The sequence below is a fragment of the Kitasatospora sp. NPDC048540 genome, assembly GCF_040651175.1.
GTDB lineage: Bacteria > Actinomycetota > Actinomycetes > Streptomycetales > Streptomycetaceae > Kitasatospora.
Genome location: NZ_JBEZIR010000014.1, coordinates 71,940 through 98,382 on the forward strand (window position 1 = coordinate 71,940; position 26,443 = coordinate 98,382).

Below are 26,443 nucleotides of genomic sequence, written 5' to 3' on the forward strand. Positions count from 1 at the left end.
TCAGGCCTCCTTGGGGGCGCTGGGGGCGGAACCGCGGCGGCGGCTGCTCCGGATCGGCGGGCGCGCGCCCAGCCGCTTCGGGTCCAGGCCGGACCACTTGTGGCCGCTGGAGAAGAACTTGGTGCGCGCCAGCAGGGTGATCAGCGGCTTGGTGAACAGGAAGATCACCACGACGTCGAGCAGCGTGGTCAGGCCCAGCGTGAAGGCGAAGCCCTGGACCTTGCCGACCGACACCAGGTACAGCACCGCGGCACACAGGAACGAGACGAAGTCCGAGACCAGGATGGTGCGCCGGGCCCGGGGCCAGGCGCGCTGGACGGCCGGGCGCAGCGGGGCGCCGTCGCGGACCTCGTCGCGGATGCGCTCGAAGTACACGATGAAGGAGTCCGCCGTGATGCCGATCGCGACGATGGCGCCGCAGACCGCCGGGAGGTTCAGCGCGAAGCCGATGGTGGCGCCGAGCAGCGACATGATCGCGTAGGTCAGGGAGGCCGAGACCAGCAGACCGGCGATCGACACCAGGCCGAGGCCGCGGTAGTAGACCAGCGAGTAGATGACCACCAGGATCATGCCGATCAGACCGGCGAGCAGGCCGGCCTTCAGCTGCTCGCCGCCGAGCTGCGGGGAGACGGTGGTGACGTCGCTCTTGGTGAAGTCGAGCGGCAGGGCGCCGAAGCTCAGCACGTTGGCGAGGCCCTTGGCCTCCTCCTGGCCGAAGTTGCCGGAGATGACCGCGTTGCCGCCGGTGATCGACTGCTGGACGTAGGGGTGGGAGACCACCTTGCCGTCCAGGACGATGGCGAACTCGTTGGCGGGCTGCGGCTGGGTGGCGAGCTGGCCGGTGACCGCGGCGAAGGACTTCGAGCCGGCGTCGGTGAAGGACAGCTGGACCTGCCAGCCGGCCGCCTGCTGGGTGTCGAAGCCGGCCTGGGCCTTGGCGACGTCACCGCCGTTGAGGGCGACCGGGCCGAGGATGAACTTGTTCCAGACCTTCTGGCCCTTGACCGCGGTGTCCTCCTGCTGGAAGGAGCAGGCGAGCGCGGGCTTGGTCGGGTCGGTCTGCAGGTCCTTGCGCTGGGCCGGGTCCGAGCAGTCCAGCGCGGCGAACTGCTGCTGCAGCGCGGCGATGGCCGGGTCGGTGGCCGGGGCCGGGGTGGCGGCCGGGTCGGCGGGAGTGCCCGGCGAGGCGGCGGCGCCCGGAGTGGCGGCGGTGCTCGCGCCGGCCGAGGCCGTCGGGTCGGCCTGCAGGGCGCCGCTGACCGCGCGGCCGGCCTTGCTGGCACTGGCCGAGGCACCGGCGCTCGGGGAGGCCTGGGTGGCGGCCGAGCCGGTGGCGGAGCTGCTCGGGGAGGCGCCGGGAGAGGGGCTGCCGGTGGCCGGGGCGCTCGGGGAGGCCGACGGGTCCACGGCGGGCTGGCCGCTCGGGGCGAAGGTCAGGACGGGGCGGAAGTAGAGCTTCGCGGTGTCGCCGACCTGCTTGATCGCGGTCTGCTGGTCACCACCGTCGGGGATGTTGACGATGATGTTGTTGTTGCCCTGGGTCTGCACCTCCGCCTCGGAGACACCCAAGCCGTTGACGCGCTGCTGAATGATCCCGACCGCGATGTCCATGCTGGACTTGTTGATCGCGGACGGGTCCTTCGACGTAGCGGTCAGCGTGATGCTGGTGCCACCGGCGAGGTCGATTCCGAGACGCGGGGTCTTGTGACCCGTCCCGAACATGAGGGCGACCAGTCCGACGGTCGCCACCAGGATGAGGGCCAGCGCCCGTCCGGGGTAACCGTCGCGCGGACGCGACTTTGGTGTTGCCACCTTGCTCGTTTCTCCCTGTCCATGCCGTCGCGCGGACCGGTCCGGTCCGGCTCGTGGCGGACGGGATCGGCGGCGGACGGCCCTGAGGTCCTGTTGGCCAGCGGCGGGTGCCGCTCGGCCGGGCAAGGCCCGACCGTACTACTTGCTCTCGGGAGCCCCACCGTCGGCGCTGCTGTTGCCCGACTTGTCCTTGTCAAGGCTGAGCGGCTTGTCCTCGGCGTCGTGCGCGTCAACGTCCTCGACCGGCTCGCCGAGCTCGTCCGCGTCGTCCTCGGCCGGGCGGCCGTTGATGATCGCGTCGTACTCCAGCGGGTCCAGCACGGCCGCGACGGCGCCCTTGGTGAAGTGGGTGACCACACCCGGCGCGATCTCCAGCTCGACGGTCTCCTCGTTGACCGACTTCACCAGGGCGTAGAGGCCGCCGATGGTGCGCACGCCCGCGCCCGGCTCCAGTGCCTGCTGCATCGTCTGCATCTGGGACTGGCGCTTCTTCTGCGAACGGAACAGCAGGAAGATCGCCAGGAGCGGGAGGAGGAGGATGATGAAGTTCACAGCCAGGGTCCTTTACAGGCCGCCCGCCCGGGCGGCCAGGGTATGCGTCGGCCCATCGGGTGAGAGGGGCGGTCCGGCGGAGTCTAGGCGACCCTTATCGATCGGACAACGCCAAGCATCGCATCCTGCCGCCGAAAGTGGCGACCCTCTGCCTGCACAGTTTCTGTGCGCTTCGCTCACGACCCCGTCGCCGGGCCCGCTCAGACCTGACCCTTTCCGTGCCACAGGCCGGGCTGGACCGCGCCCGCCCCGCCGGGCTGCTGGAGCGGCGGGGTCATCCCCAGGTGCTGCCAGGCCGCGGCGGTGGCGACCCGGCCGCGGGGGGTGCGGGCCAGCAGTCCCTCGCGGACCAGGAACGGCTCGGCCACCTCCTCGACCGTCTCCGACTCCTCACCGACCGCGACCGCCAGGGTGGACAGGCCGACCGGGCCGCCGCCGAACAGCCGCAGCAGGGCGTCCAGCACTGCCCGGTCCAGCCGGTCGAGGCCGCGGGCGTCGACCTCGTACACCTCCAGGGCCCGGGCGGCGATCTCCCTGGTGACCACGCCGTCATGCCTGACCTGCGCGAAGTCCCGGACCCGGCGCAGCAGCCGGTTGGCGATCCGGGGGGTGCCGCGGGAACGCCCGGCGATCTCGGCGGCGCCGGCCGGGTCGATCTCCACGTCCAGCAGGGCGGCCGAGCGGTGCACCACCCGCTGGAGCTCGGCGGGCGCGTAGAACTCCATGTGGCCGGTGAAGCCGAAGCGGTCGCGCAGCGGGGGCGGCAGCAGGCCGGCCCGGGTGGTGGCGCCGACCAGGGTGAACGGCGGCAGCTCGAGCGGGATGGCGGTGGCGCCGGGACCCTTGCCGATGATCACGTCGACCCGGAAGTCCTCCATCGCCAGGTAGAGCATCTCCTCGGCGGGCCGGGACATCCGGTGGATCTCGTCCAGGAAGAGCACCTCGCCCTCGGTCAGCGAGGAGAGGATCGCGGCCAGGTCGCCGGCGTGCTGGATGGCCGGGCCCGAGGTGATCCGGATCGGGGCGTTGAGCTCGGCCGCGATGATCATCGACAGGGTGGTCTTGCCGAGCCCGGGCGGGCCCGAGAGCAGCACGTGGTCCGGGGCGCTGCCGCGCCGCCGGGCGGCCTGGAGCACCAGCGAGAGCTGCTCGCGCACCCGCTCCTGGCCGATGAACTCGTCCAGCAGCTTGGGCCGCAGCGCCGCCTCGACCGCCTGGTCCTCGCCGTCGGCGGCCGCCTGCACCAGCCGGTCGGCGGCCAGGCGGTCGGCGGGCTCGGGATCGTACGGGCTCATCGGGACGGGCTCCATTGTCGACAAAGTAACAGGTCGTCAGATCGGTACGGCGTCAGCGGGCGCGGTTCAGGCCGCGCAGGGCGGCCTTCAGCAGCACCCCGATGTCGGGCACGCCCTGCGCCTCGGCCTCCGGGGTGACGGCGGTGACCGCGTCGTCCGCCTCGCGCGGGGCGTAGCCGAGCCCGACCAGGGCGGCGTGCAGCTGCTCGTGCCAGGGGGCGGGCCCGGTGGCGACCGGCTTCTGGGCGGGCACCGTGCCGTGCGGGGCGCCCAGCTTGTCCTTGTACTCCAGCAGCAGCTTGGCCGCCTTGGCCTTGCCGATGCCGGGCACCGCGATCAGCGCCTTCTCGTCCCCGCCGGCCACCGCGACGCGCAGCGCCTCCGGGCTGTGCACCCCGAGCATGGCCTGGGCGAGCCGGGGGCCGACGCCGGGCGCGGCCTGGAGGACCTCGAAGGTGGCCCGCTCGTCGTCGTCGGCGAAGCCGTACAGGGTGAGCGAGTCCTCCCTGACGACCAGTGAGGTGGCCAGCCGGACGCTCTCGCCGAGCCGCAGCCGGGCCAGCGTGGCCGGGGTGCACTGGACGGCCATCCCGACGCCGCCGACCTCGACGACGGCGGTGCCGGCGGCGACGGCCGCCACCGGACCCTGGACGAAGGCGATCATCGGCGGCGCTCCTGGTGGACGGCGGGTGCCCGGCGGGCGGTACGGGGTGCGGGGGCGGCCGCGGCGGCCTGGGCGATGGCGGCGGTGAGCCGGTTGGTGGTGCCGCCGCGCCAGATGTGACAGATGGCCAGCGCCAGCGCGTCGGCGGCGTCGGCCGGCTTCGGCGGGGCGTCCAGCCGCAGCAGCCGGGTGACCATGGCCGTGACCTGCGCCTTGTCGGCCCGGCCGGAGCCGGTGACGGCGGCCTTGACCTCGCTCGGGGTGTGCAGGGTGACCGGGATGCCGCGCCGGGTGGCGCAGAGCATCGCGACCGCACTGGCCTGCGCGGTGCCCATCACGGTACGGACGTTGTGCTGGGCGAAGACCCGCTCGACGGCGACCAGGTCCGGCCGGTGCTCGTCCAGCCACTGCTCGATCCCCTGCTCGACCAGCAGCAGCCGCGGCCCGATCTCGGCCTCGGCGGGAGTGCGGACCACCCCGACCCCGACCATGGTCAGCGGCCGCCCGGGCGCACCGTCGACCACGCCGACGCCGCACCTGGTCAGCCCGGGGTCCACCCCTAGTACGCGCAATGCCGTGCCGCCTTTCCGTGACCCGTGCAGGCTACCGCCCGCCACCGACAGCCGGGGAGGACGACACCGGCCCGGCGGTCCTGGCGGACCACCGGGCCGGGGAGGTGCTGCCTGGTCACTCGGCGTCGAGCTCGGCACCGACCTCGTCGCTGATGTCGAAGTTGGCGAAGACGTTCTGGACGTCGTCGCTGTCCTCGAGGGCGTCGATCAGCTTGAAGATCTTGCGGGCGCCGTCGGCGTCCAGCTCGACCTGCATGCTGGGGACGAAGTTGGCGTCGGCCGAGTCGTAGTCGATCCCGGCGTCCACCAGCGCGGTGCGGACCGCGACCATGTCGGTGGCCTCGGAGATCACCTCGAAGGTCTCGCCGAGGTCGTTGACCTCCTCGGCGCCGGCGTCGAGGACGACCTCGAAGACCTTGTCCTCGTCCACGCCGTCCGACTTCGGGACGATCACCACGCCCTTGCGGTTGAACAGGTACGACACCGAGCCCGGGTCGGCCATCGAGCCGCCGTTGCGGGTCATCGCCACGCGCACGTCGGAGGCGGCGCGGTTGCGGTTGTCGGTGAGGCACTCGATCAGCACCGCGACGCCGTTGGGGCCGTAGCCCTCGTACATGATCGTGGAGTAGTCGGCCCCGCCGGCCTCGGCGCCCGAACCGCGCTTGACGGCGCGGTTGATGTTGTCGATCGGGACGGAGCTCTTCTTCGCCTTCTGGATGGCGTCGTACAGCGTGGGGTTACCCGCCGGGTCGCCGCCGCCGGTGCGCGCCGCCACCTCGATGTTCTTGATCATCTTGGCGAAGAGCTTGCCGCGCTTGGCGTCGATCACGGCCTTCTTGTGCTTGGTGGTAGCCCACTTAGAGTGGCCGGACATCGCCAGCTCCTTTACGTCGCCAGATGGAAATGAACAGAGGAGATCTTACCGGTGTCGTCACCGACACCTCGCACACGGTCAGTGCGCGTTCTCGACCATCGCCACGAAGTACGCGTGCACCCGGTGATCACCGGTCAGTTCGGGGTGGAACGAGGTGGCCAGCAGGTTGCCCTGGCGCACCGCGACGATCCGGCTGTCCGGGCCGTCCGCGGCGGGCACCTCGGCCAGCACCTGGACGCCCTCGCCGACCGACTCCACCCAGGGGGCCCGGATGAACACGCCGTTGACCGGCTCGTCGCCCAGCCCCTGGAACGGGATCGCACTCTCGAAGGACTCGTTCTGCCGGCCGAAGGCGTTGCGGCGCACCGTCATGTCGATGCCGCCGACCGTCTCCTGGTCGTCCCGGCCGTCCAGGATCTTGTCCGCCAGCATGATCATGCCGGCGCAGGTGCCGTAGACCGGCATCCCGGCCGCCACCCGCTCGCGCAGCGGGTCCATCACGCCGAACAGCAGCGCCAGCTTGGACATGGTGGTGGACTCGCCGCCGGGGATCACCAGCGCGTCGACCTCGGCCAGCTCCTCGGCCCGGCGCACCGGCCGGGCCAGCGCGTCCGCGGCGGCGAGCGCGATCAGGTGCTCGCGGACGTCTCCCTGGAGGGCCAGGACGCCGATGACTGGGTTGTTGGTGGACACGGTTGCTACCCCTTGGGAAATCGGTGCGGATGCGTGGCGCGGCCCGCCGCGCGGTGGAGCCGCGGCGGGCCGGCGGGCGAGGAGGGAGGCCTACCAGCCGCGGTTGGCGTAGCGCTCGGTCTCCGGCAGGGTGTCGCAGTTGATGCCGACCATGGCCTCGCCCAGGTTGCGGGAGGCGTCCGCGATGATCTTCGGGTCGTCGTAGAAGGTGGTGGCCTTGACGATGGCGGCGGCACGCTTGGCCGGGTCGCCCGACTTGAAGATGCCGGAGCCGACGAAGACGCCCTCGGCGCCGAGCTGGCGCATCAGCGCGGCGTCGGCCGGGGTGGCCACACCACCGGCGGAGAACAGCACGACCGGCAGCTTGCCGAGCTCGGCGACCTCCTTGACCAGCTCGTAGGGGGCGCGCAGCTCCTTGGCGGCGGCGTACAGCTCGTTGTTGTCGAAGCCGCGCAGCTTGGCGATCTCGTTCTTGATCTGGCGCAGGTGGCGGACGGCCTCGACCACGTTGCCGGTGCCGGCCTCGCCCTTGGAGCGGATCATGGCCGCGCCCTCGGCGATGCGGCGCAGGGCCTCACCCAGGTTGGTGGCGCCACAGACGAAGGGGGTGGTGAAGGCCCACTTGTCGGAGTGGTTTACCTCGTCGGCCGGGGTCAGCACCTCGGACTCGTCGATGTAGTCGACACCGAGCGACTGCAGGACCTGGGCCTCGACGAAGTGGCCGATCCGGGACTTCGCCATGACCGGGATGGAGACGGCCGCGATGATCTCCTCGATCATGTTGGGGTCCGACATCCGGGCGACGCCGCCGTCCTTGCGGATGTCCGCGGGGACGCGCTCCAGGGCCATGACGGCCACCGCACCGGCGTCCTCGGCGATCTTCGCCTGCTCGGCGTTGACCACATCCATGATCACACCGCCCTTGAGCTGCTCGGCCATGCCGCGCTTGACGCGGGCGGTGCCGATCTGCGGCTGGTCTGCGGTGATGGGGGTGGTGGACACGTGAGACCTCACTCGAAGATGAACCAGTGCTATCGCCCTATCGTAGGCCCGAACGGCCTCTGATCCACGCGCCATCCGGTCCACTGGGACCTTCGGCATACGACAAAGAGGCTGGATCCGGACCAAAGCTCCGTACGAGAAGCTGGGCCGTTCCCCGGGCCCGGTGAGCCCGGACCTAGGCCGGAGCGCCTTCCGGGGTCAGCGCCGCCGGAGGCTCGTCGTCCATCTCGAACGCGAGCGGGAACGGCGCCCGGCCGGCCAGCCGGAAGTACCGAACCAGACGGTGCTCGCGTACCGCTCGGGCCGCCCGCACCGCGTCGTTGTGGAACCGCCGCGCCATCGGCACCCGGCGCACCGCCGCCGTCAGCTCCTTCAGCGCCTCGGCCCCGCCGGGCGCCGCCAGCAGCGCCCGCACCTGCTCGGGCTCGGCCAGCACCGCGCGCAGCGCGAGGCTCAGCTCGCTCTCGGCCACCTCGCGGTGCTCGTCCTCGCTCTGCCGGGCCGCGTGCGAGGCCTCGTACAGCAGGATCGAGGCGGCCGGGTCCAGCAGCGAGGAGGTGGCCAGCTCCAGCGCCACCGAGGCCCGCCGGACCAGTTGGGCGTCGAGCGAGGCCCGCGCCGCGTCGATCCGCGCGTGCAGCCGGTCGAGCCGGCCCGCCGTCCAGCTGAGGTAGACGGCGAACAGCACGACGGCCGCGGCGGCCCAGATCCAGGTAGTCACAGGCCGTTACGCTACCCCGCCGCCGAAACCGACTTCCGGTAGGTCCGCCGGTCCATCTCCACCACATCGACCGCCAGGTGCAGTTCGACCCCCTCGGCGGCCACCGCGGAGCGCTCCAGCAGTCCCAGCAGCGCCTCCGCCAGCGCCGTCCGCTGCTCGACGGTTCGGCCGTCCAGGATCCGGATCTCCAGCAGCACCACCTCGCGGGCGGCGGCACCGTCACCGACGTAGCTCTCCTCGACCCGCCGGAACCGCGTCTTGCACTCCGCCACCGCCGCGCCGATCACCTCGCCGACCAGCGGGTGCAGTTCGGCGGCGAACGCCCGCCGGTCGAGCTTCACGTCCACGGAGTGGTCGACGGTGATCTGCGGCATGGGGCCCTCCCCTGGGCACGGTGTCGGTACCGCGCCATCCTCCCCCACCGGCGCCGCCCGCGGGGCCGGTGGGCCGGACCCGGCTCAGTCGCGGGCCAGCCCGAACCGCTCGCGCCAGCCGGAGCGCTCGTCCTCGGCGACCGGCGGCATGCCGTCCGTCACCGTCTCGTAGACGGACAGGATGTCCGCACCGACCGTCTCCCAGTCGAACCGCCGCACGTGCCGCGAGGCCGCTTCCCGCAGTTCGGCCAGCCGCTGCGGGTTGCCCAGGAGCTTCACCGCGGCGCCCGCCAGCGCCTCGGCGTCCTCCACCGGGAACAGTTCGCCGGCCGCCCCGCCGTCCAGCACCTGCCGGAACGCGTCCAGGTCGCTGGCCAGCACCGGCGCGCCCGCCGACATCGCCTCGACCAGGATGATCCCGAAGCTCTCGCCACCGGTGTTGGGCGCCACGTACAGGTCCACGCTGCGCAGCAGCCGGGCCTTCTCGGCGTCGCTGACCATGCCGAGGAACTCCACCTGGGCCCGCACCTCGGGCGCCAGCCCGGCCACGGCCTCCTCCTCGTCGCCCTTGCCGGCCACCAGCAGCCGCACCCCCGGGCGCTCCGCGAGGATCCGCGGCAGCGCCGCCAGCAGCGTGGGCAGGCCCTTGCGCGGCTCGTTGATCCGGCCGATGAAACCGATCGTGCCGGCCCCGCCGTCGGGCGCCGCGCCCTGCCAGCGCGGGTCCGGCTCGGCGTCCGCGAAGAACCGCACGTCGACGCCGTTGGGGATGACCACCGCGTCGCCGCCCAGGTGCTCGACCAGGGTGCGCCGGGCGTACTCGCTGACCGCGATCCGGGCGCTCATCTTCTCCAGGCCGGGCTGCAGGATCGGCGAGGCCGCGATCATCGCCCGGGAGCGCGGGTTGGAGGTGTGGAAGGTGCCGACCATCGGCCCGGAGGCCGACCAGGCGGCCAGCATCGACAGGCTCGGCGAGTTCGGCTCGTGCACGTGCAGGATGTCGAACCGCCCGTCGTGCAGCCACCGCCGCACCCGCGCCGCCGACAGGATGCCGAAGCTCAGCCGCGCCACCGACCCGTTGTACGGCACCGCGACCGCGCGGCCCGCCGAGACCACGTACGGCGGCAGCGCCTCGTCGTCCTCGGCCGGGGCCAGCACCGACACCTGGTGGCCCAGCCCGATCAGGTGCTCGGCCAGGTCGCGGATGTGGAACTGCACCCCGCCGGGGACGTCCCAGTCGTACGGGCAGACGATGCCGATCTTCACTGGCTCCCCCTCGGGGCCCGCGGACCGGTGAGGTCCGCCAGCCACAGCTTCTGCAGCATGTGCCAGTCCACCGAGTGCTCCCGGATGCCCTCGGCCCACACGTCGGCCAGCTCCTGGACCATCGCGGCCGTCCGCGAGCGCCGGTCGCCCTCGGCCGGCACCGCGATCTCCGGGTGGATCTCGGCCCGCAGCACCGGACCGTCGTACCAGAGCGTCACCGGGAACAGCGCCGCGCCGGTCTGCTGGGCCAGCGCCGCCGGGCCGGCCGGCATCCGGGTCGCCTCACCGAAGAAGTCCACCTGGATCCCGGCCTCGGACAGGTCCCGGTCGCCGACCAGGCAGACCAGGCCGCCCGCGCGCAGCCGCCGGGCCAGGGTGCCGATCACCGAGACCTCGCCGCCGGTGAGCGCCAGCACCTCCATGCCCAGGCCCTCGCGGTAGGCCACGAACCGGTCGAACAGCGACTCCGGCTTCAGCCGCTCGGCGACCGTGGTGAACGGGTAGCCGCCGGCCGAGGCGATCCACGCCCCGGCCAGGTCCCAGTTGGCCATGTGCGGCAGCGCCAGGACCGCGCCGCGCCCCGCCGACATCGCCTCGTTCAGCGGCTCGAGGTTCTTCACCGTTATGGCGTCGGCGATCCGGGCCAGGCTCCAGGCCGGCAGCCGGAACGACTCCATCCAGTACCGCAGGTAGGACCGCATGCCCGCGCGCGACAGCTCGCGCAGCCGGGCCGCGTCCGCCTCCGGGTGCACCCGGGCGAGGTTGGCCTCCAACTGCCGCACGCCCTTGCCCTGCTTGCGCCAGGCGGTGTCCGCGATCCGGTTGAACAGGCCGCGCGCCACCGGCTCGGGCAGCCGCTTCACGGCCGCCCAGCCCAGCGCGTAGGCCGAGTCGGCCAACCGCTCCTTCACTCCGCCCCCTCGGCCGCGGCCGCCACCGCGGCGGCCCGGTCCAGCTCGATCGACTCCCGGCGGACCGTCAGGATCCGCTGCAGCATGGTCACCAGGCTGCCCGCCGCCACCACCCACAGCGCGAACGGCAGCAGCCACTCCACGTACGGCAGCCCGAAGGTGTGCAGCCCCGCGACACCGGCCGCGACCAGCGTGATCACCAGCCGCTCGGCCCGCTCGACCAGACCGGAGACGTCCACCGGGAAGCCCAGGCTCTCGCCGCGCGCCTTGGTGTACGACACCACCTGGCCACTGGCCAGGCAGAAGATCGCGACCACGCAGAGCAGGTTGTTGTCGCCCTTCCCGGCGTACCACATCGCCAGGCCGCCGAAGATCGCCGCGTCCGCGACCCGGTCCAGCGTGGAGTCCAGGAACGCGCCCCACTTGCTGGAACGCCCCGCCTGGCGGGCCATGTTGCCGTCGACCAGGTCGGAGAAGATGAACAGGGTGATCGTGATGGTGCCCCAGAAGAACTCGCCCCGGGGGAAGAACACCAGCGCCCCGGCGACCGAGCCGGCGGTACCGATCAGCGTCACCGCGTCCGGGCTCACACCCCAGCGGAGCAGCAGGGCGGCGAACGGCGTCAGGACACGTGTGAAGAAGGCACGCGCGTATTTGTTGAGCATGGCCTTCCGGACCGCTCCGATTCTCGGGATCACGCTCCGGACCCTTGGCGGCACCGGGCGGCCGAGCGGATCGTCCCACCCGGCTGGACAATGGTATCCACGCTGCTCGCGCGCTCCGTCGCCCCACGCCCGCGAGCGGGTTCCCGGGCCAACTGGCCGCCACCGAGGGCAGTTCGGCACCAACGGGACGTGATCACCCCGTCCCCGACAGTAACGGACCAATGGGGCGTACGGAGGTGAGAAGAGCATGCCGGACCGGACAGTCACCCACAGCCCCGCCCCCACCGTCGAGCGCCCCGACCAGCTGCGCAACGTCGTGCTGGTCGGCGCCAGCGGGGCCGGCAAGACCACGCTGGCGGAGTCCCTCGCGCTCACCGCCGGCGCCCTCACCAGGGCCGGAAGCGTCCCCGACGGGACCACCGTCGGCGACCACGAGGAGATCGAGCACCAGCAGCAGCGCTCCGTCCAGCTCTCGCTGATCCCGCTCGCCTGGCGCGACACCAAGATCAACCTGCTGGACGCGCCCGGCTACGCCGACTTCGCGGGCGAGCTGCAGGCCGCCCTGCGCGCCGCCGAGGCCGCCCTGTTCGTGATCTCCGCCACCGAACCCGTCGGACCGGCCGTACTCGCGCTCTGGCGCCAGTGCGCCGATGCGGGCCTGCCGCGGGCCGTCGTGCTCACCCACCTCAACGCGGCCCGGGTCCGCCTCGACGAGACCCTCACCGCGCTGCGGGCCGACCTCGCCGACGGCCGCACCGACACCCTGCTGCCGCTGCACCACTACACGCTCACCGACGGGCACCTGACCGGCTCGGTCGAACTGCTCACCGGCACCCGCCGCGGCGACCCGGGCGACAGCGGCGACCTGACCGCCGAGCGCAGCCTGCTGGCCGAGGCCATCGCCGGCGAGGACGACACCCTGCTGGAGCGCTACCTGGCCGGCGAGGAGCTCGACACCGGGGCACTGACGGCGGCGCTGCGCCGCGAACTGCGCCAGGACACCCTGCACCCCGTCCTCGCCACCGCGCCGCCCGCCGAACCCGGCGGCCCGGCCCCCGGCGCCGAGGAGTTGCTCGACCTGATCGCCGCCGCCTTCCCTTCCCCGCTGGAGCGGGCCGACGACCTCCCCGCCTGCGACGCCGACGCCCCGCTCGCCGCCCAGGTGATCCACACCGGCGAGGACCCGTACGTGGGCCGGCTCAGCCTCACCCGGGTGTTCTCCGGCACCCTGCGGCCCGACACCACGGTCGGGCTGCCGGGCCGCCCCGACGAGCGGATCACCGGCCTGAGCTGCCCGTTCGGCCGCCAGCAGCGCCCGGTCGGGCAGGGCACGGCGGGCGACATCGTCTGCGTCGCCAAGCTCGCCGGCGCCCGCACCGGCGACACCCTCACCACCGGACCCGACGTGCTCCCGCCCTGGCCGCTGCCGGAGTCCCTGCTGCCGGTCGCGGTCGAGGCGCACAGCAAGGCCGACGAGGACCGGCTCTCGCAGAGCCTCGCCAAGCTCGCCGCCCAGGACCCGGCGCTGCTGGTCGAGCAGAACCCCGACACCCACCAACTGGTGCTCTGGTGCACCGGCGAGGCCCACCAGGCGGTCGCCCTGGACCGGCTGCGCTCGCGCTACGGCGTGCACGTGGACGCGGTCCCGTACCGGGTGGCGCTGCGGGAGACCTTCGGCAGCCGGGCCGAGGGCCACGGCCGGCACGTCAAGCAGTCCGGCGGGCACGGCCAGTACGCGATCTGCGACCTGACCGTGGAGCCGCTGCCCGGCGGCGGCTTCGAGTTCGTCGACCACGTGGTCGGCGGTTCGGTGCCGCGCAACTTCATCCCGTCCGTGGAGAAGGGGGTACGGGCCCAGCTCGCCCACGGGGTGCTGGCCGGCTACCCGGTGACCGACATCCGGGTCACCCTGACCGACGGCAAGGCGCACTCGGTGGACTCCTCCGACGCCGCGTTCCAGACCGCGGCCGCGCTCGCCCTCAAGGAGGCCGCCGGCCAGGCCAAGGTACAGCTGCTGGAACCCGTCGACGAGGTCCAGGTGATGCTGCCCGACGAGTACCAGGGCGCCGTGCTGAGCGACCTGTCCGCCCGGCGCGGGCACGTACTGGGCACCGAGCCCTGCGGCCCGGGTCTCAGCCTGGTCCGGGCCGAGGTCCCCGAGATCGAGCTGACCCACTACCCGGTGGACCTGCGCTCGCTCTCGCACGGCACCGGCAGCTTCTCCCGCAGCTACCTGCGGCACGCACCGATGCCGGCGGCGGTCGCGGCCCGCTACGAGAAGGCCTCCTGAACGCGGCGCCCACGAGGAGCCCGGGCGCGGACGGGTGTCAGCCGCGTCCGCGCCGCGGCAGCGCGCAGGCCGCGGTGCCGCCCGGGAAGCGGTGGCGGTTGCGGGCCGTGAAGCGGTAGACCGCCGCCGCCAGCGGCCGTACCGGCGCCAGCGTGAGGAACCCGCCCAGGTACGCCCAGGCGCCGCCGGAGCGCAGCAGCAGCCGGGCGGCCGCCTGCGCGCCCCCGTACACCTCGCCGGTCGGCGTCACCCACAGCACCTCCTGCCCGGCCCGCTCCTCGGTGACCAGGCCGCGTCCGCCGGCCCGCCGGTCCAGCGCCGCCAGGTCGGCGAACTGGTACGGCACGGCGCTCCAGCCGCCCGAGGCGAGGGTCGCCCGCGGGTAGCGCTCCGCGAAGTTGACGCAGGTGGTGCAGAAACCGCAGTCGCCGTCGAAGACCAGTACCGGGTCCCGCCGCATGTCCTCAGCCATGCCCCGATCCTGCCTCATCCGGACGCCCCCGGAAGACAACCGATCGGCGGAGGATCGAAGCGCGCCGCGAACGGGCACCATCAGGGACGGGACCGGTGGTGGCCGAGATGTGACAGCGGTTCAGACGATCATCCACGCGACGGGGCGGCGGCACGGTAACCTGCCGCTGACAAGGGGAGGAGGGCCTGCCACAGTGAGCCAGCTCGACATGACCCCGGGTGCGCAGATACCCCGGACGGACGTCGGCAACCAGACCGCGGTCACCCAGGCGCTCTCCTCGGCGGCCTACCGCGACGGCGACTACAAGGTGCTCGGCGACCTCGCCGGGGTCAAGGTCAAGGAGGGCAAGTTCGCCCTCTTCCGGCCGAGCGCCGGTGAGGCCTTCAGCCGCGCCCTGCTCGACCGCACCCTGCCGCCCAAGCGCAATCCGCTGGTGCCCTCCTTCGGCACCGACGTCCGGATGGTGGTCGAGCACTGCCTGGCCGCCCAGGACCTGCGGGACGCCCGGGACCGCCAGCTCAGCACCGTCACTTTGCTCTGCGGCGGGATCTTCCTGCCCGGCACCCTGATCTGGCTGGCCGCCTACCAGGTGCGCGCGTACTTCGCCAAGGCCGGTTCGGCCCGCGACGGCTTCTTCGGCACCCTGGCCCTGCTGGCCGCCGCCGCGCTGGCCGTGCTGTTCGCCGTCCGGCCGCCGGTCGGCGGGGTCTGGGGGCTGTACTTCCGGGTCATGATGCTGGGCCCGGTGGCCGGCTGGTTCCTGGCCAAGCGGATCGCGCTGCGCTCCACGGTCGAACTCCGTTCGCGCTGGGGCGGTCTGGTCGAGGGCAGTGCGGTCGCCGCCACCGTGCCCAAGGCGGTCCCCCGGGACCACCTCGACAAGAAGGCCACCGAACTCAAGGGCTCGCTGGACCGTCTGACGGCGGAGCAGGAGACCAACGTCCACCACTACGCCGGCACCAAGGGCATCCTGGGGGTCGGCGCCCGCTGGGCGAACTGGGACCTCTCCGAGGACCTGCGGCCCGCCGAGGGCCACGAGGACTTCCGCACCTTCCACATCTACGACCTGGCCCGCAAGATCGCCGACCGGCTCGGCTCGCTGGCCACCAGCGAGATCCCGAACGGCGCGATGCCCCGGCCCGCCGTCCACCAGTGGGTGGTCCAGGACATCCCGGAGGGCGCGGACGAGATCGGCCGGCCCGGCGGCAGCGAGATGGACGGCTTCCGGATGCGCGACTTCGCCGTCGGCGAGGTGGCCAATCGGCAGACCTACGGCACCGACCTGCGGCACCGGATCGCGGTGCAGTTCGTGCTGCACAAGGGCCAGCTGGTGGCGACCCTGCTGGTGGACATCTCGGTGCTGCACAACAACCTGCGGGTCAGCGTGGCCGGCCACGCGCTGGGGCCGATCGCCGGCTACTTCACGGGCAAGCCCAAGCCCAAGGAGAAGAACGTCGCCAAGCCGGTCCGGTTCTGGGAGGAGCAGACCGTCCAGCTCTCCCTGGTGGACAACGACGAGGTGGTCCGGCAGGCGGTGCGGGCGCCGTTCATGCGCATCCCGACCCTGCTCACCTGGCTGGGCGGCTCGGTCGGGCTGCCGGAGCCGTTCAGCCTGCGCGCGTCCTGGGCGGACAAGACCTGGCCGAGCCGGTTCAAGTCGGACGACGTGATCCAGGGGGCGACCCCGGTGGTGAACGTCATCCTGGCCGCAACGATGGACTTCCTGGACGAGCACGACGTCTCCACCGACCGCTTCACCAACCGCTCGAACATCATGAAGTCCGAGATGCAGGGCGCCCGTCCGTACCACGCGGACCGCTACGACGCCGGCTGACCCGGCGGCGCACGGAAGAGGGCCGGTCCCGGTGGGGCCGGCCCTCTTGCGTGGGCGGTCCGGCTCAGTCCTGCGGCCAGAGCTCGGCCAGCATCTTGCGGGTGTCGGCGAGCAGTTGCGGCAGCACCTTGGTGTGGCCGACCACCGGCATGAAGTTGGTGTCCCCGCCCCAGCGCGGCACCACGTGCTGGTGCAGGTGGGCGGCGATCCCGGCACCGGCCGCGGCGCCCTGGTTCATCCCGATGTTGAAGCCGTGCGCGCCGGCCGCGGCCCGCAGCGCGGTCATCGCGCGCTTGGTGTAGTCGGCCAGCTCGGCGGTCTCCGCCGGGTCGAGGTCGGTGTAGTCGGCGACGTGCCGGTAGGGGACGACCATCAGGTGGCCGCCGTTGTACGGGTACAGGTTGAGCACCGCGAAGACCGAGCCGCCGCGCGCGATGATCAACCCGTCCTCGTCGCTGAGCTCGGGGATCGAGCAGAACGGGCAGCCGTCGCCGGGGGCCGGCCCGGTGGGCTTGTTCTCACCCTGGATGTACGCCATCCGGTGGGGGGTCCACAGGCGCTGGAAGCCGTCCGGCTCCCCCACGCCCTGCTGCAGTTCCGGCTCGCTCGTCATGCTGATCAGCATAGGCGCCGGAGCCCGCCGGGAAACCAGTGCGGGGCAGACTCGTTCGAGCCTGCCCCGCACCGTGCCACCGCCGCCGGATCACACCTGGATGCGGCGCTCCACGGCGTCGACGATCTCGGCGACCGCCTCGGCCACCGGGACGCCGTTCTTCTGCTCGCCGTTGCGGTAGCGGAAGGAGACCGCACCCGCCTCGACGTCGTCGTTGCCCGCGATCAGCATGAAGGGGACCTTCTGCTTCTGCGCGTTGCGGATCTTCTTCTGCATCCGGTCGTCCGAGGCGTCCACCTCGACCCGGATACCGTGCTTCTTCAGCTCGGCCGCGACCTCGCGCAGGTACGGGATGTGCTCGTCGGTGATCGGGATGCCGACCACGGTGACCGGGGCCAGCCACGGCGGCATGGCGCCGGCGTAGTGCTCCAGCAGCACCGCGAAGAACCGCTCGATCGAGCCGAACAGCGCCCGGTGGATCATGACGGGCCGCTGCCGGTTGCCGTCCGAGCCCTGGAACTCCAGCTCGAAGCGCTGCGGCAGCTGGAAGTCGACCTGGATGGTCGACATCTGCCAGGTCCGCCCGATCGCGTCCTTGGCCTGCACCGAGATCTTCGGGCCGTAGAACGCCGCACCGGCCGGGTCGAGGACGAGCTCCAGGCCCTGCTTCTCGGCGGCCGCCCGCAGGGTCTCGGTGGCCTCCTCCCAGTCCTCGTCCGACCCGATGAACTTCTCCGGGTCCTTGGTCGAGAGCTCCAGGTAGAAGTCGTTCAGGCCGTAGTCGCGCAGCAGGTTCAGCACGAAGGTGAGCAGCGAGTCCAGCTCGTCCGCCATCTGCTCACGGGTGCAGTAGATGTGCGCGTCGTCCTGGGTGAAGCCGCGGGCCCGGGTCAGGCCGTGCACCACGCCCGACTTCTCGTACCGGTACACGGTGCCGAACTCGAAGAGCCGCAGGGGCAGTTCGCGGTACGACCGCCCGCGCGAGCGGTAGATCAGGTTGTGCATCGGGCAGTTCATCGGCTTGAGGTAGTAGTCCGTCTCGCCGTCGAGCTTCATGGGCGGGTACATGCCGTCGGCGTACCAGTCCAGGTGGCCGGAGAGCTCGAACAGGGTGCCCTTGGTGGCGTGCGGCGAGTAGACGAACTCGTAGCCGGACTCCTCGTGGCGCTTGCGCGAGTAGTCCTCCATCACCCGGCGCATCACGCCGCCCTTGGGGTGGAAGACCGCGAGGCCGGAGCCGATCTCCTCCGGAATGGAGAAGAGGTCGAGCTCGCTGCCGAGCTTGCGGTGGTCGCGCTTGGCGGCCTCCTCCAGGAACTCCAGGTGCGCCTTCAGCTCGTCCTTGGTCGGCCAGGCGGTCCCGTAGATGCGCTGCAGCATCGGGTTCTTCTCGCTGCCGCGCCAGTAGGCGGCCGCGTTGCGCATCAGCTTGAAGGCCGGGATGTGCCGGGTGCTGGGCAGGTGCGGGCCGCGGCAGAGGTCGCCCCAGCAGTGCTCGCCGGACTTGGCGTCCAGGTTGTCGTAGATGGTCAGCTCGCCGGCGCCGACCTCGACGTCGGCGCCCTCGCCGGCGGTCGCGGCGCTGCCCTTGAGGCCGATCAGCTCCAGCTTGTACGGCTCGGCGGCCAGCTCCTCGCGGGCGGCCTCGTCGGTGACCGCACGGCGGGAGAACCTCTGCCCGCGCTTGATGATCTCCTGCATCTTCTTCTCGATGGCCTTGAGGTCATCGGGGTGGAAGGGCTTCTCGACGTCGAAGTCGTAGTAGAAGCCGTCCTTGACCGGCGGGCCGATGCCGAGCTTGGCCTCCGGGAAGAGCTGCTGCACGGCCTGCGCCATCACGTGCGCGGTGGAGTGCCGCAGGATGTCCAGGCCGTCCTTGCTGGAGATCTCGACCGGCTCGACCTCGTCGCCGTCCTGCACCTGGTACGCGAGGTCCTTCAGCGCGCCCGCCACCCGCGCCGCGATGATCGAGCGGTCGTCGGCGAAGAGATCGGCGGCGGTGGTGCCCGTGGTCACCACGCGCTCTTCCCGATCGGGTTCGCGGTTGATGATGATCCGGACGTCGGTCACCGGTCTCTCCTGACATCTGTGTGCCGCAGCACTCTGCTGCGCAACCCGATGGTAACGGGACGGGGCCGTCCGCCGTGCACCGATACCACCCCGGCGCACCAGTGACACCGCCCTCACGTTCCGTGACACCGCCCCGGCGGGCGACCGGTCCGCGACGGGGATTGAGCGGCCGTCAACTGCGGTATCACCACTGCGTAACGCCGCTGGGCGCGGCGCGCCGCTGGTCCTCGGCGGAGCGCCGCGCCCCGCCAGGTGGCACCGTGAGGGGCAGTCATGCAGCAGTCTCGGCACTGGTACGAAGGTCCGCTCGCCTCATTCGACACCGAGACCACCGGCGTGGACGTCGAGTCCGACCGGATCGTCTCCGCCGCCCTGGTCCTGCAACGCGCCCCCGGCCTGCCCGCCCGCACCACCACCTGGCTCGCCGACCCGGGGGTGCCGATCCCCGACGGCGCCCGCGCCGTGCACGGCATCAGCGACGAGCAGGTCCGCGCCCACGGCCGCCCGGCCCGCGCGGTGGTCGGCGAGATCGCCCGCGCGCTGGCCGAACAGGCCCTGGCCGGCGTCCCGGTGGTGGTGATGAACGCCCCGTACGACCTCACCCTGCTCGACCGCGAGCTGCGCCGGCACCGCGGCGGCTCGCTGGCCGCCGGCCTGGCCGGCACCGAACTCCTGGTGCTGGACCCGTGGGTGCTGGACAAGCACGTGGACCGCTACCGCAAGGGCCGGCGCACCCTGACCGACCTGTGCGCGCACTACGACATCAGCCTGGTCGGCGCCCACGACGCCGCCGCGGACGCCACCGCGGCGCTCAACCTGGTGCGCGCCCTCGGCTCCCGCTTCCCGGACCGGCTCGGCACGCTGACCCCGCCGGAGCTCCACCTGCGCCAGGCCGTCTGGCACGCGGCCCAGGCCCGCGGCCTGCAGCGGTGGTTCGAGCGGTCGGGCAGCGAGGAGCGGGTCGACTTCGCCTGGCCGCTGCGGCCGGCCCGGTGCGGCTGCGGCCGTACCCTGACCGCCGACCACCGCTGCGAGCTGGCGGCCTGAACGCCCGGGGGCGCCCCGAGGGGGCCCCGAACAGCAGTCAGGCCCCGACCAACTGGTGGTCGGGGCCTGACTGTTGTGCTCGGTGGGCGATACTGGGATCGAACCAGTGACCCCTTCGGTGTGAACGAAGTGCTCTCCCGCTGAGCTAATCGCCCGGGCAACGAGAAGAAGACTAGCACTACTTGGCCCTGGGTCCGCAATCCGCTTCCACCGGCCCGGCCCGACGCCCCCACAGATCCCGCTGCGCACCCCACTGGTGAATAGGCATCAGGAGTTACGGCCGCAGATATAAAAAGCAAGGGCCCCGGCCAATGAATGGCCGGGGCCCTACGCCTTACTCTGCATTCCGGTGGGCGATACTGGGATCGAACCAGTGACCCCTTCGGTGTGAACGAAGTGCTCTCCCGCTGAGCTAATCGCCCGGGTGCAGGGAAAACATTACCCCATCTGCGGGGGTGCTCCGAACACTCCCCGGGCGGGCCCCGGCTACCAGGGCAGCGCCGCCCCGTAGCGCCACAGGTACCAGCCGACGCCCGCGGCGAGCGCCGCCACCACCAGCGCGGTGATCACCAGGTTGCGGCGGCGGACCTTCGGGTCCATCGCCCGGTGGGCCGCCTCGGCCACCTTCTGCCTGGTCCAGCGCAGAACCCGGCGGGCCCACTCGAACTCGGTCGCCCAGATGCCCATGCCCAGGAAGATGACCACCCAGCCGGGACCGGGCAGCGGCAGCATCGCGACACCCAGCACGACCACCGCCAGCCCCGCCACGAAGACGATCACCCGCCAGCTCTGGTGCAGCGCGGGCGAGCGCCGGACGAACCGCGGCGCCCGGGAGCCGGTCCACCGGTCCCCGGCGTCGCCGCCACCGCCGCCGGGGCCGTCGTCGCCGGCCGTCACAGCCTGTTCCTTGTCACTTCGTACAGCCATGCCGCGAAAAGTACCCGAGTTCCGGGCGGGACGGGGGCGAGCGGGGTGGCCGTGGCGATTCCGCAATGCGCCGGAAGGGGTACGACTCGCACCTGAATCGGGACAGACGGGTTTACAGCGGGCTTAGAGGTGGGATGGTCCGTTCGCCGACGTGCGATTCCCCGAGCGCACACTGAGCGAAAGGCCCTGGCGCTTATGAACACCACGGTCAGCTGCGAGCTGCACCTGCGCCTCATCGTGTCCAGCGAGTCCTCACTGCCCGTCCCCGCGGGCCTGCGCTACGACACCGCCGACCCCTATGCCGTGCACGCGACGTTCCACACCGGTGCCGACGAGACCGTTGAGTGGGTGTTCGCCCGTGACCTCCTCGCGGAGGGGCTGCACCGACCCACCGGCACCGGCGACGTGCGGGTGTGGCCCTCGCGCAGCCATGGACAGGGGGTGGTCTGCATCGCCCTGAGCTCTCCGGAAGGAGAAGCACTGCTGGAAGCCCCGGCACGTGCGCTCGAGTCGTTCCTCAAGCGCACCGACGCCGCCGTGCCGCCCGGCACCGAACACCGTCACTTCGACCTCGACCGGGAGCTGTCCCACATCCTCGCCGAGAGCTGATCCGACCGGGGTGCCCGCCGCCGGCGAGCGGCGGGGCGAACCTCACACTGCGTCCGTCCAACTCGGGGGCACGGACGCGCACCGGGCCGCCCTGCGGCGGCACCGGGGGCGGCCCAGAGCGAGGAGCACCATCCGCGGCCACGGCGGGCGACAGTCCGCCGCGACCGCGGCGAGGAACGCGCCCGGCGGCGCGGCCTCCACCCCTCACCGGGTGTGGCGGCCGCGCCGTCGGCGTCGCTGCGGCCCGGCGCCCGGCCGCCGGGCTGGCGCGTACCTGCCCGTTCACCGCCGGGTGACGGTGGCTCCCGGTAGAGTCACAGGTGATGACCGACGCGGGAGGCACCGGCCCCCGCCGCGTGAGGAGCCCCCACGTGCTGATCACCCATGACACCGAGTGCGCCCTGAGCATTCTGGTCGAGCTGCTCAACACCGCGCCCGAGGCGTGCGGCGCCGAGCAGCTGCCGGACCTGGCCGCGCTGGCCGGGTTCGTGGTGCGCCAGGAGATCAGCGAGGTCGACGCTCTCACCGCCGCCGACCTGGCCGCCGTCCAGCAGCTCCGCGGCCGGCTGCGCGAGGTGTTCTCGGCGGGCTCCACCGACCGGGCCGCCGAACTGGTCAACGCCGTGGTGGCGGCGGCCGGCACCACGCCCCGGCTGACCAACCACGACCACCACGGCTGGCACATCCACTACTTCGCCCCGCACGCCGCCCTCGGGGACCACCTGGCGGCGGAGCTCGGGATGGCGCTGGCCTTCATCGTGATGGCCGGCGAGCGCGAGCGGCTGCGCCGCTGCGAGGCGCCAGACTGCGCCCGGGTCTTCGTCGACCTCTCGCGCAACCGCTCCCGCCGCTACTGCGACAGCCGGACCTGCGGGAACCGGCTGCACGTCGCCGCCTACCGGGCCCGGCAGCGCTCCGCGGAGACGGTCGCCACCGGCTGAGGCCGTTCCCGGCCCGGTCAGCGCCCGCACGTCGTCCAGGCCGGCGCGGCCCGGTGGGAGACTGGGGCCATGACCGAAGCCCCCCTCCCCCGCCTCGAGCTCTGGTGCGAGCTCCAGTGCCCGGACTGCCGCACCGCCCTGGACGACGTGCGGGCGCTGCGCGCGCAGTACGGCGACTCCCTCACCGTCGAGCTGCGGCACTTCCCGCTGGAGAAGCACAAGCACGCCTACCAGGCCGCCGAGGCCGCCCAGGAGGCCTTCGACCAGGGCCGCGGCTGGGAGTACGTGGAGGCCGTGCTCGGCCGGATCGCGGAGCTGGAGCGGGGCGGGGCGAAGTTCCTGGTGGCGGTGGCCGAGGAGATCGGGCTGGACGCCGACGAGGTCGACCTGGCGCTGATCGACGGCCGGCACATGCTGCTCGTCGACGCCGACCAGGCCGAGGGCAAGGCGATCGGGGTGAGCGGCACGCCCACCTATGTGATCGCCGGCCGGCGGCTGGACGGCGGCAAGAGCCAGGACGGGCTGCGCGCGCAGATCGTCGAGCTGATCGAGCAGCACCGGGCGGCCGGTCAGTAGAGCGGCTTGCCGAGCACCCGCAGGGTGACCCGGTAGCCGAGCGAGGTGTAGAGCGCGGCGGCGCTCTCGTTGCTGCTGAACACGTTCAGGCCGAGGTGGTGGACGCCGGCCGCCAGGCATTCGCGTTCGGCGACCAGCATCAGGGCGCGGCCGTGGCCGCGGCGCCGGTGCGCCTCGTCGACCTGGACGACCATCACCCAGGCGAGCGGCCCGCCGTCGGGCCCGGTGCCCTGTCTCAGGGCCACCCAGAGACTGCCCACGGTGCTGCCCCCGGCGTCCCGTAGCTGCCGCAGCGCCACGCCTTCGGTGGCCTCCCGGCGGGGCAGCACCTGAAGGTGGTCGGCGTCCGACTTGGCCCGGGCCTGGGCCGGGGTCAGCCCGGAGGCGGTCAGGTCGGCGAGGTAGCCGGCCCGGGCCTCGGCCAGCCACTCCTCGTACTCCGAGGGGCCGATCCGATGGACCGTCAGGCCCGGCGGCAGCTCGGGCGGGGCGGTGAGCCGCTTGGCCATGTTGCGCATCCGCTCGGTGTAGCCGAGCGCGCGGGCCAGGCCGAGGGCGGCCCGCGCATCGGCCGGCACCGCCACGTCGACCCGGCTGCACCCCCAGCCGCGCAGCACCTCCTCGGCGGCCAGCGCACCGATGGTGGCCCGGCCGCGCCGGCGGCCCTCGACCACCTCCAGTTCGGAGATCTCACCCCACCACTGGTCGCCGCGGGGCAGTGCCGTGGTGCGCAGGCCGCCGACCGGGCGGCCGTTGACCCGGATCTGCCAGCGCCGGCTGCGGCCGCCGCCGGGCCAGGGGTGCTCGTCGCCCTCGGGGCGCAGGGTGGTGGTCATGGGGGCTCCCTTCCCGGTGGGGGCCCGGTTCTACCACCGGTCGGGCACCCCGCGCGGGCTCAGGGGTCGAGGTCGTCCGCGCTGCGCTCGGCGAACTGGGCCATCGCCTTGAGGGTGGCCGGGCCGGGGGCGGGCAGTTCGTGTCCGTCGATCCGGGACACCGCCTGGACGTCGCGCAGGGTGGAGGTCAGGAAGACCTCCTCGGCCTCGAAGAGCACCTCGAACGGCAGGTCCCGCTCCTCGGCGCCGGTCCAGTCCACGGTCAGCTGCCGGGTGATGCCGGCCAGGCAGCCGGAGGCCAGGGTCGGGGTGAGCAACTGGCCGTCGACGACCAGGAAGACGTTGGAGCCGGTGCCCTCGCAGAGCAGCCCCGCGGTGTTGGCGAACAGCGCCTCGGAGGCGCCGGCCCGGTGGGCGGCGGCGAGGGCGACCACGTTCTCGGCGTACGAGGTGGTCTTCAGGCCGGCGACCGCGCTGTGCTCGTTGCGGCGCCAGGGGACGGTGACCACTGCGGTGGTGTCCGGCCGGCGCTTGGCGGTGTCGAGGGCGACCACCAGGCTCGGCGGCTGGTCACCGCGCTCGGAGCCGAGCGGGCAGGTGCCGCCGGTGTAGGTGATCCGGAGCCGGCCGAGCGGCATCGGGTTGGCCGCGAGGACCTGGGCGCAGGCCTCGCGCAGCACGGCGTGGTCCGGGTCGGGCAGGCCGAGGCCGCGGGCGGAGCGGGTGAGCCGGTCGAGGTGGCGGGTGAGCGCGAAGGTCCGGCCGTCGGCGGCCTTCACGGTCTCGAACACGCCGTCTCCGACGGTGAGGCCGTGGTCGAGCACGGAGAGCGCCGCGGTGTCGCTCTCCGCCAGGGATCCGTTGACCCAGATCTTCATCGGGCGCTGCTCCTCGGGTGGGTGCCGTGGTGGGTGCCGGGGGTGGCGGCACGGGGGGATCGGTGCGCGGGCTCGGGGGATGCGGGGCTCGGTGGACGTGGGGCTCAGTAGACGTGGGTGCCCGACGCTATCGCGACCAGCCGGGAGGCCTTGAGCTCGGTCTCGTCCCACTCGCGCTCGGGGTCGGAGCCCCAGGTGATGCCGGCGCCGGTGCCGAACCGCAGGACCGGACGGCCGTCGCTCCGGTCGATCCAGAAGGTGCGGATGCCGACGGCCAGTTCGGCCTCGCCCCGGTCGGCGTCGACCCAGCCGACGGCGCCGCAGTACGGTCCGCGCGGCGAGGTCTCCAGGGCTTCGATGATCCGCAAGGCGCTGGACTTGGGGGCACCGGTGACCGAGCCGGGCGGGAAGGTGCCGGCCAGCAGGCCTGGCCAGCCGGCGTCCGCGCGCAGGGTGCCCTGGACGGTCGAGACCAGGTGGACCAGGCCGGGGTGCTTCTCCACCACGCACAGGTCCGGCACGGTGACGCTGCCGGTCTCGCAGACCCGGCCCAGGTCGTTGCGGACCAGGTCGACGATCATGACGTTCTCGGCGTGGTCCTTCTCCAGCAGGTCGTGCTCGGTCCGGCCGGTGCCCTTGATCGGGCCGGAGGAGACGGTGTCGCCGACGCGGCGCAGGAAGAGCTCCGGCGAGGCGGTGGCGATCTCCACCCCGTGCGAGGGGAGCCGGATCGTTCCTGCGTACGGCGCCGGGTTCCCGTGGGCGAGCAGACCGGTGAGGGCGTCGATGTCGGTGCGCTCCGGGTCGGGCAGCGGCGCGGACAGCACCCGGCACAGGTTGGCCTGGTAGACCTCGCCGGCCGCGATGTGCTCGCGGATGCGGCGCACGCCCGCGGTGTAGGCGGTCCGGTCCAGGGAGCTGTGCCAGGCGTCCGGGGACGGTCCGAGCCAGCGGTCGGTGCGCGGCGGCGCCAGGTCCGGGTGGAGTTCGTCGAAGCGGGCGCAGACCAGCCGGCCCTCGAAGTCGTACGCGACGGCCCAGAAGCCGGCCGAGTCCAGCGCGGCCGGGTCCGAGGTCACCTCGCGCAGCCCGGTCGCGAGGAGTCCGCCGAAGCGGGCCATCGGCTGGTCGGGGCTGAGCTGGGCGGTGCGGCCGGACACGGTTCTCCTGCGCGGATTCGGTACTGCTGCCCGGGTGCGGGCGCGCGGGCCGGGGTGCGGCCCCGGTGCCTGAAGTGTAGGTCGGCGTCCCGCGGGACGCCGTGCCCCGGACGGCCGATCCGGCTGACGAACCGCCACCTCGGGGCCACCCCCGCGCCACGCTGCGGGAACGGATTTTTAGCTGGCCCGGGAATCCGCTAGAGTTCAACACGTCGCCGGGACGCGGAGCCGAGAAAGATCGGGGAAGCGGCCGGGAGACAGGCGGACGTGGCTCAGTTGGTAGAGCATCACCTTGCCAAGGTGAGGGTCGCGAGTTCGAATCTCGTCGTCCGCTCGATGGGGAACAGGGTAAGATCGTTCTTCAGAAGTTGCCTGGTGGAGTGGCCGAGAGGCGAGGCAACGGCCTGCAAAGCCGTGTACACGGGTTCAAATCCCGTCTCCACCTCCAAGAGGTGCCCCTGGTTCGCCGGGGGTCCTTCCCGCGCGATTAGCTCAGCGGGAGAGCACTACCTTGACACGGTAGGGGTCACTGGTTCAATCCCAGTATCGCGCACTCGGATCGACAAGATCCGGAACAGTACGACCGCGACTGTGACAGCGGACGAGCGCGATTAGCTCAGCGGGAGAGCACTACCTTGACACGGTAGGGGTCACTGGTTCAATCCCAGTATCGCGCACTCGGGTCCACGGGGCCCGGAACAGTACGACCGCGACTGTGACAGCGGACGAGCGCGATTAGCTCAGCGGGAGAGCACTACCTTGACACGGTAGGGGTCACTGGTTCAATCC

The 26,443-nt window shown here is 72.5% G+C and carries 26 protein-coding genes and 6 tRNA genes; 10 read left to right on the plus strand and 22 right to left on the minus strand.

Features of this window, described 5'->3' with window-relative positions; translation table 11 throughout:
• From secD to pgsA, 13 genes are all read right to left on the minus strand, one after another.
• Complete coding sequence (gene secD / locus AB0D08_RS08680; protein WP_033823057.1) at positions 1–1,722, minus strand: protein translocase subunit SecD; 1,722 nt, start codon at positions 1,720–1,722, stop codon at positions 1–3.
• A 228-nt stretch (positions 1,723–1,950) separates the two neighbouring features.
• Complete coding sequence (yajC, locus tag AB0D08_RS08685) at positions 1,951–2,364, minus strand: preprotein translocase subunit YajC (protein WP_051813524.1); 414 nt, start codon at positions 2,362–2,364, stop codon at positions 1,951–1,953.
• Positions 2,365–2,564: 200 nt separating this feature from the next.
• Entirely contained in the window at positions 2,565–3,659 is a 1,095-nt protein-coding gene (gene ruvB / locus AB0D08_RS08690; RefSeq protein WP_033823028.1) for a Holliday junction branch migration DNA helicase RuvB, read from the minus strand.
• Between the two features lie 52 nt (positions 3,660–3,711).
• Positions 3,712–4,323, minus strand: coding sequence for a Holliday junction branch migration protein RuvA (ruvA, locus tag AB0D08_RS08695; protein WP_033823029.1), 612 nt, complete (start codon positions 4,321–4,323; stop codon positions 3,712–3,714).
• Positions 4,320–4,895, minus strand: a complete 576-nt coding sequence (ruvC, locus tag AB0D08_RS08700) for a crossover junction endodeoxyribonuclease RuvC (protein ID WP_359887135.1) — start codon at positions 4,893–4,895, stop codon at positions 4,320–4,322. Before ruvC ends, ruvA begins: the two co-directional genes overlap by 4 nt.
• Positions 4,896–5,010: 115 nt before the next feature.
• A complete protein-coding gene (locus AB0D08_RS08705) occupies positions 5,011–5,769 on the minus strand; it encodes a YebC/PmpR family DNA-binding transcriptional regulator (protein WP_033823031.1) in 759 nt (252 codons plus the stop codon).
• A gap of 78 nt (positions 5,770–5,847) precedes the next feature.
• Positions 5,848–6,462 (minus strand): pyridoxal 5'-phosphate synthase glutaminase subunit PdxT, encoded by a 615-nt coding sequence (gene pdxT, locus AB0D08_RS08710; RefSeq protein WP_033823032.1) that lies wholly within the window; start codon positions 6,460–6,462, stop codon positions 5,848–5,850.
• A gap of 90 nt (positions 6,463–6,552) precedes the next feature.
• A complete protein-coding gene (pdxS, locus tag AB0D08_RS08715; protein WP_033823033.1) occupies positions 6,553–7,464 on the minus strand; it encodes a pyridoxal 5'-phosphate synthase lyase subunit PdxS in 912 nt (303 codons plus the stop codon).
• Between the two features lie 175 nt (positions 7,465–7,639).
• Positions 7,640–8,185 carry a membrane protein gene (locus AB0D08_RS08720; RefSeq protein WP_033823034.1) on the minus strand — a complete coding sequence of 182 codons (546 nt, stop codon included), beginning with the start codon at positions 8,183–8,185 and terminating at the stop codon, positions 7,640–7,642.
• 11 nt (positions 8,186–8,196) lie between these two features.
• Positions 8,197–8,559: an isomerase gene (locus tag AB0D08_RS08725; RefSeq protein WP_359887139.1), complete on the minus strand. Its 363-nt coding sequence runs from the start codon at positions 8,557–8,559 to the stop codon at positions 8,197–8,199.
• Between the two features lie 84 nt (positions 8,560–8,643).
• Entirely contained in the window at positions 8,644–9,825 is a 1,182-nt protein-coding gene (locus AB0D08_RS08730; protein ID WP_033823036.1) for a glycosyltransferase family 4 protein, read from the minus strand.
• Complete coding sequence (locus tag AB0D08_RS08735) at positions 9,822–10,736, minus strand: phosphatidylinositol mannoside acyltransferase (protein ID WP_033823037.1); 915 nt, start codon at positions 10,734–10,736, stop codon at positions 9,822–9,824. The genes AB0D08_RS08730 and AB0D08_RS08735 overlap by 4 nt, the downstream gene beginning before the upstream one ends.
• Positions 10,733–11,401, minus strand: coding sequence for a phosphatidylinositol phosphate synthase (pgsA, locus tag AB0D08_RS08740; RefSeq protein ID WP_033823038.1), 669 nt, complete (start codon positions 11,399–11,401; stop codon positions 10,733–10,735). The genes AB0D08_RS08735 and pgsA overlap by 4 nt, the downstream gene beginning before the upstream one ends.
• Positions 11,402–11,648: 247 nt before the next feature.
• Between pgsA and AB0D08_RS08745 the strand changes: the two genes are divergently transcribed.
• Entirely contained in the window at positions 11,649–13,691 is a 2,043-nt protein-coding gene (locus tag AB0D08_RS08745) for an elongation factor G (RefSeq protein ID WP_033823039.1), read from the plus strand.
• A 37-nt stretch (positions 13,692–13,728) separates the two neighbouring features.
• Here the strand turns inward: AB0D08_RS08745 and AB0D08_RS08750 are convergent, their stop codons facing one another.
• The gene (locus AB0D08_RS08750) at positions 13,729–14,151 is read right to left on the minus strand and encodes a DUF393 domain-containing protein (RefSeq protein WP_033823059.1); all 423 of its coding nucleotides are present in this window, start codon (positions 14,149–14,151) and stop codon (positions 13,729–13,731) included.
• A 205-nt stretch (positions 14,152–14,356) separates the two neighbouring features.
• Between AB0D08_RS08750 and AB0D08_RS08755 the strand changes: the two genes are divergently transcribed.
• A complete protein-coding gene (locus AB0D08_RS08755; protein WP_359887142.1) occupies positions 14,357–15,997 on the plus strand; it encodes a hypothetical protein in 1,641 nt (546 codons plus the stop codon).
• A 64-nt stretch (positions 15,998–16,061) separates the two neighbouring features.
• Here AB0D08_RS08755 and AB0D08_RS08760 read toward each other — a convergent pair whose 3' ends face one another.
• Both AB0D08_RS08760 and thrS read right to left on the minus strand, forming a co-directional pair.
• Positions 16,062–16,622 (minus strand): HIT domain-containing protein, encoded by a 561-nt coding sequence (locus AB0D08_RS08760; protein WP_033823040.1) that lies wholly within the window; start codon positions 16,620–16,622, stop codon positions 16,062–16,064.
• A 78-nt stretch (positions 16,623–16,700) separates the two neighbouring features.
• On the minus strand, positions 16,701–18,680 hold the full coding sequence (gene thrS / locus AB0D08_RS08765) for a threonine--tRNA ligase (protein ID WP_359887145.1): 1,980 nt from the start codon (positions 18,678–18,680) through the stop codon (positions 16,701–16,703).
• A 273-nt stretch (positions 18,681–18,953) separates the two neighbouring features.
• On the opposite strand from thrS, the gene AB0D08_RS08770 reads away from it, so the two are divergent.
• Positions 18,954–19,727, plus strand: coding sequence for a 3'-5' exonuclease (locus AB0D08_RS08770; protein WP_033823042.1), 774 nt, complete (start codon positions 18,954–18,956; stop codon positions 19,725–19,727).
• A gap of 83 nt (positions 19,728–19,810) precedes the next feature.
• Here AB0D08_RS08770 and AB0D08_RS08775 read toward each other — a convergent pair.
• The 3 genes from AB0D08_RS08775 to AB0D08_RS08785 form a co-directional block, all read right to left on the minus strand.
• A tRNA-Val gene (locus AB0D08_RS08775) sits at positions 19,811–19,882 on the minus strand.
• Positions 19,883–20,077: 195 nt separating this feature from the next.
• Positions 20,078–20,149: transfer RNA gene (locus AB0D08_RS08780), tRNA-Val, on the minus strand.
• 64 nt (positions 20,150–20,213) lie between these two features.
• On the minus strand, positions 20,214–20,654 hold the full coding sequence (locus AB0D08_RS08785; RefSeq protein WP_033823043.1) for a TIGR02611 family protein: 441 nt from the start codon (positions 20,652–20,654) through the stop codon (positions 20,214–20,216).
• 195 nt (positions 20,655–20,849) lie between these two features.
• Here AB0D08_RS08785 and AB0D08_RS08790 point away from each other — a divergent pair, with 195 nt between their 5' ends.
• The 3 genes from AB0D08_RS08790 to AB0D08_RS08800 all read left to right on the plus strand — a co-directional run bounded on the left by AB0D08_RS08790 (position 20,850) and on the right by AB0D08_RS08800 (position 22,780).
• Positions 20,850–21,263: an SsgA family sporulation/cell division regulator gene (locus tag AB0D08_RS08790; protein WP_030056266.1), complete on the plus strand. Its 414-nt coding sequence runs from the start codon at positions 20,850–20,852 to the stop codon at positions 21,261–21,263.
• Positions 21,264–21,634: 371 nt separating this feature from the next.
• Positions 21,635–22,204: a CGNR zinc finger domain-containing protein gene (locus tag AB0D08_RS08795; RefSeq protein WP_359887147.1), complete on the plus strand. Its 570-nt coding sequence runs from the start codon at positions 21,635–21,637 to the stop codon at positions 22,202–22,204.
• Positions 22,205–22,273: 69 nt separating this feature from the next.
• Positions 22,274–22,780 carry a DsbA family protein gene (locus AB0D08_RS08800; protein ID WP_033823045.1) on the plus strand — a complete coding sequence of 169 codons (507 nt, stop codon included), beginning with the start codon at positions 22,274–22,276 and terminating at the stop codon, positions 22,778–22,780.
• Here the strand turns inward: AB0D08_RS08800 and AB0D08_RS08805 are convergent.
• From AB0D08_RS08805 to AB0D08_RS08815, 3 genes are all read right to left on the minus strand, one after another.
• Positions 22,774–23,616: a GNAT family N-acetyltransferase gene (locus AB0D08_RS08805; protein WP_359887150.1), complete on the minus strand. Its 843-nt coding sequence runs from the start codon at positions 23,614–23,616 to the stop codon at positions 22,774–22,776. The genes AB0D08_RS08800 and AB0D08_RS08805 overlap by 7 nt on opposite strands.
• 59 nt (positions 23,617–23,675) lie before the next feature.
• On the minus strand, positions 23,676–24,494 hold the full coding sequence (locus AB0D08_RS08810) for an aminodeoxychorismate lyase (protein WP_359887152.1): 819 nt from the start codon (positions 24,492–24,494) through the stop codon (positions 23,676–23,678).
• 104 nt (positions 24,495–24,598) lie between these two features.
• On the minus strand, positions 24,599–25,615 hold the full coding sequence (locus tag AB0D08_RS08815; RefSeq protein WP_359887159.1) for a chorismate-binding protein: 1,017 nt from the start codon (positions 25,613–25,615) through the stop codon (positions 24,599–24,601).
• A 300-nt stretch (positions 25,616–25,915) separates the two neighbouring features.
• Here AB0D08_RS08815 and AB0D08_RS08820 point away from each other — a divergent pair.
• The 4 genes from AB0D08_RS08820 to AB0D08_RS08835 all read left to right on the plus strand — a co-directional run bounded on the left by AB0D08_RS08820 (position 25,916) and on the right by AB0D08_RS08835 (position 26,331).
• Positions 25,916–25,988 (plus strand) — tRNA-Gly (locus AB0D08_RS08820).
• Positions 25,989–26,028: 40 nt separating this feature from the next.
• Positions 26,029–26,102 (plus strand) — tRNA-Cys (locus AB0D08_RS08825).
• Between the two features lie 33 nt (positions 26,103–26,135).
• Positions 26,136–26,207, plus strand: a tRNA-Val gene (locus tag AB0D08_RS08830).
• A gap of 52 nt (positions 26,208–26,259) precedes the next feature.
• A tRNA-Val gene (locus AB0D08_RS08835) sits at positions 26,260–26,331 on the plus strand.
• Positions 26,332–26,443: the final 112 nt, after the last annotated feature.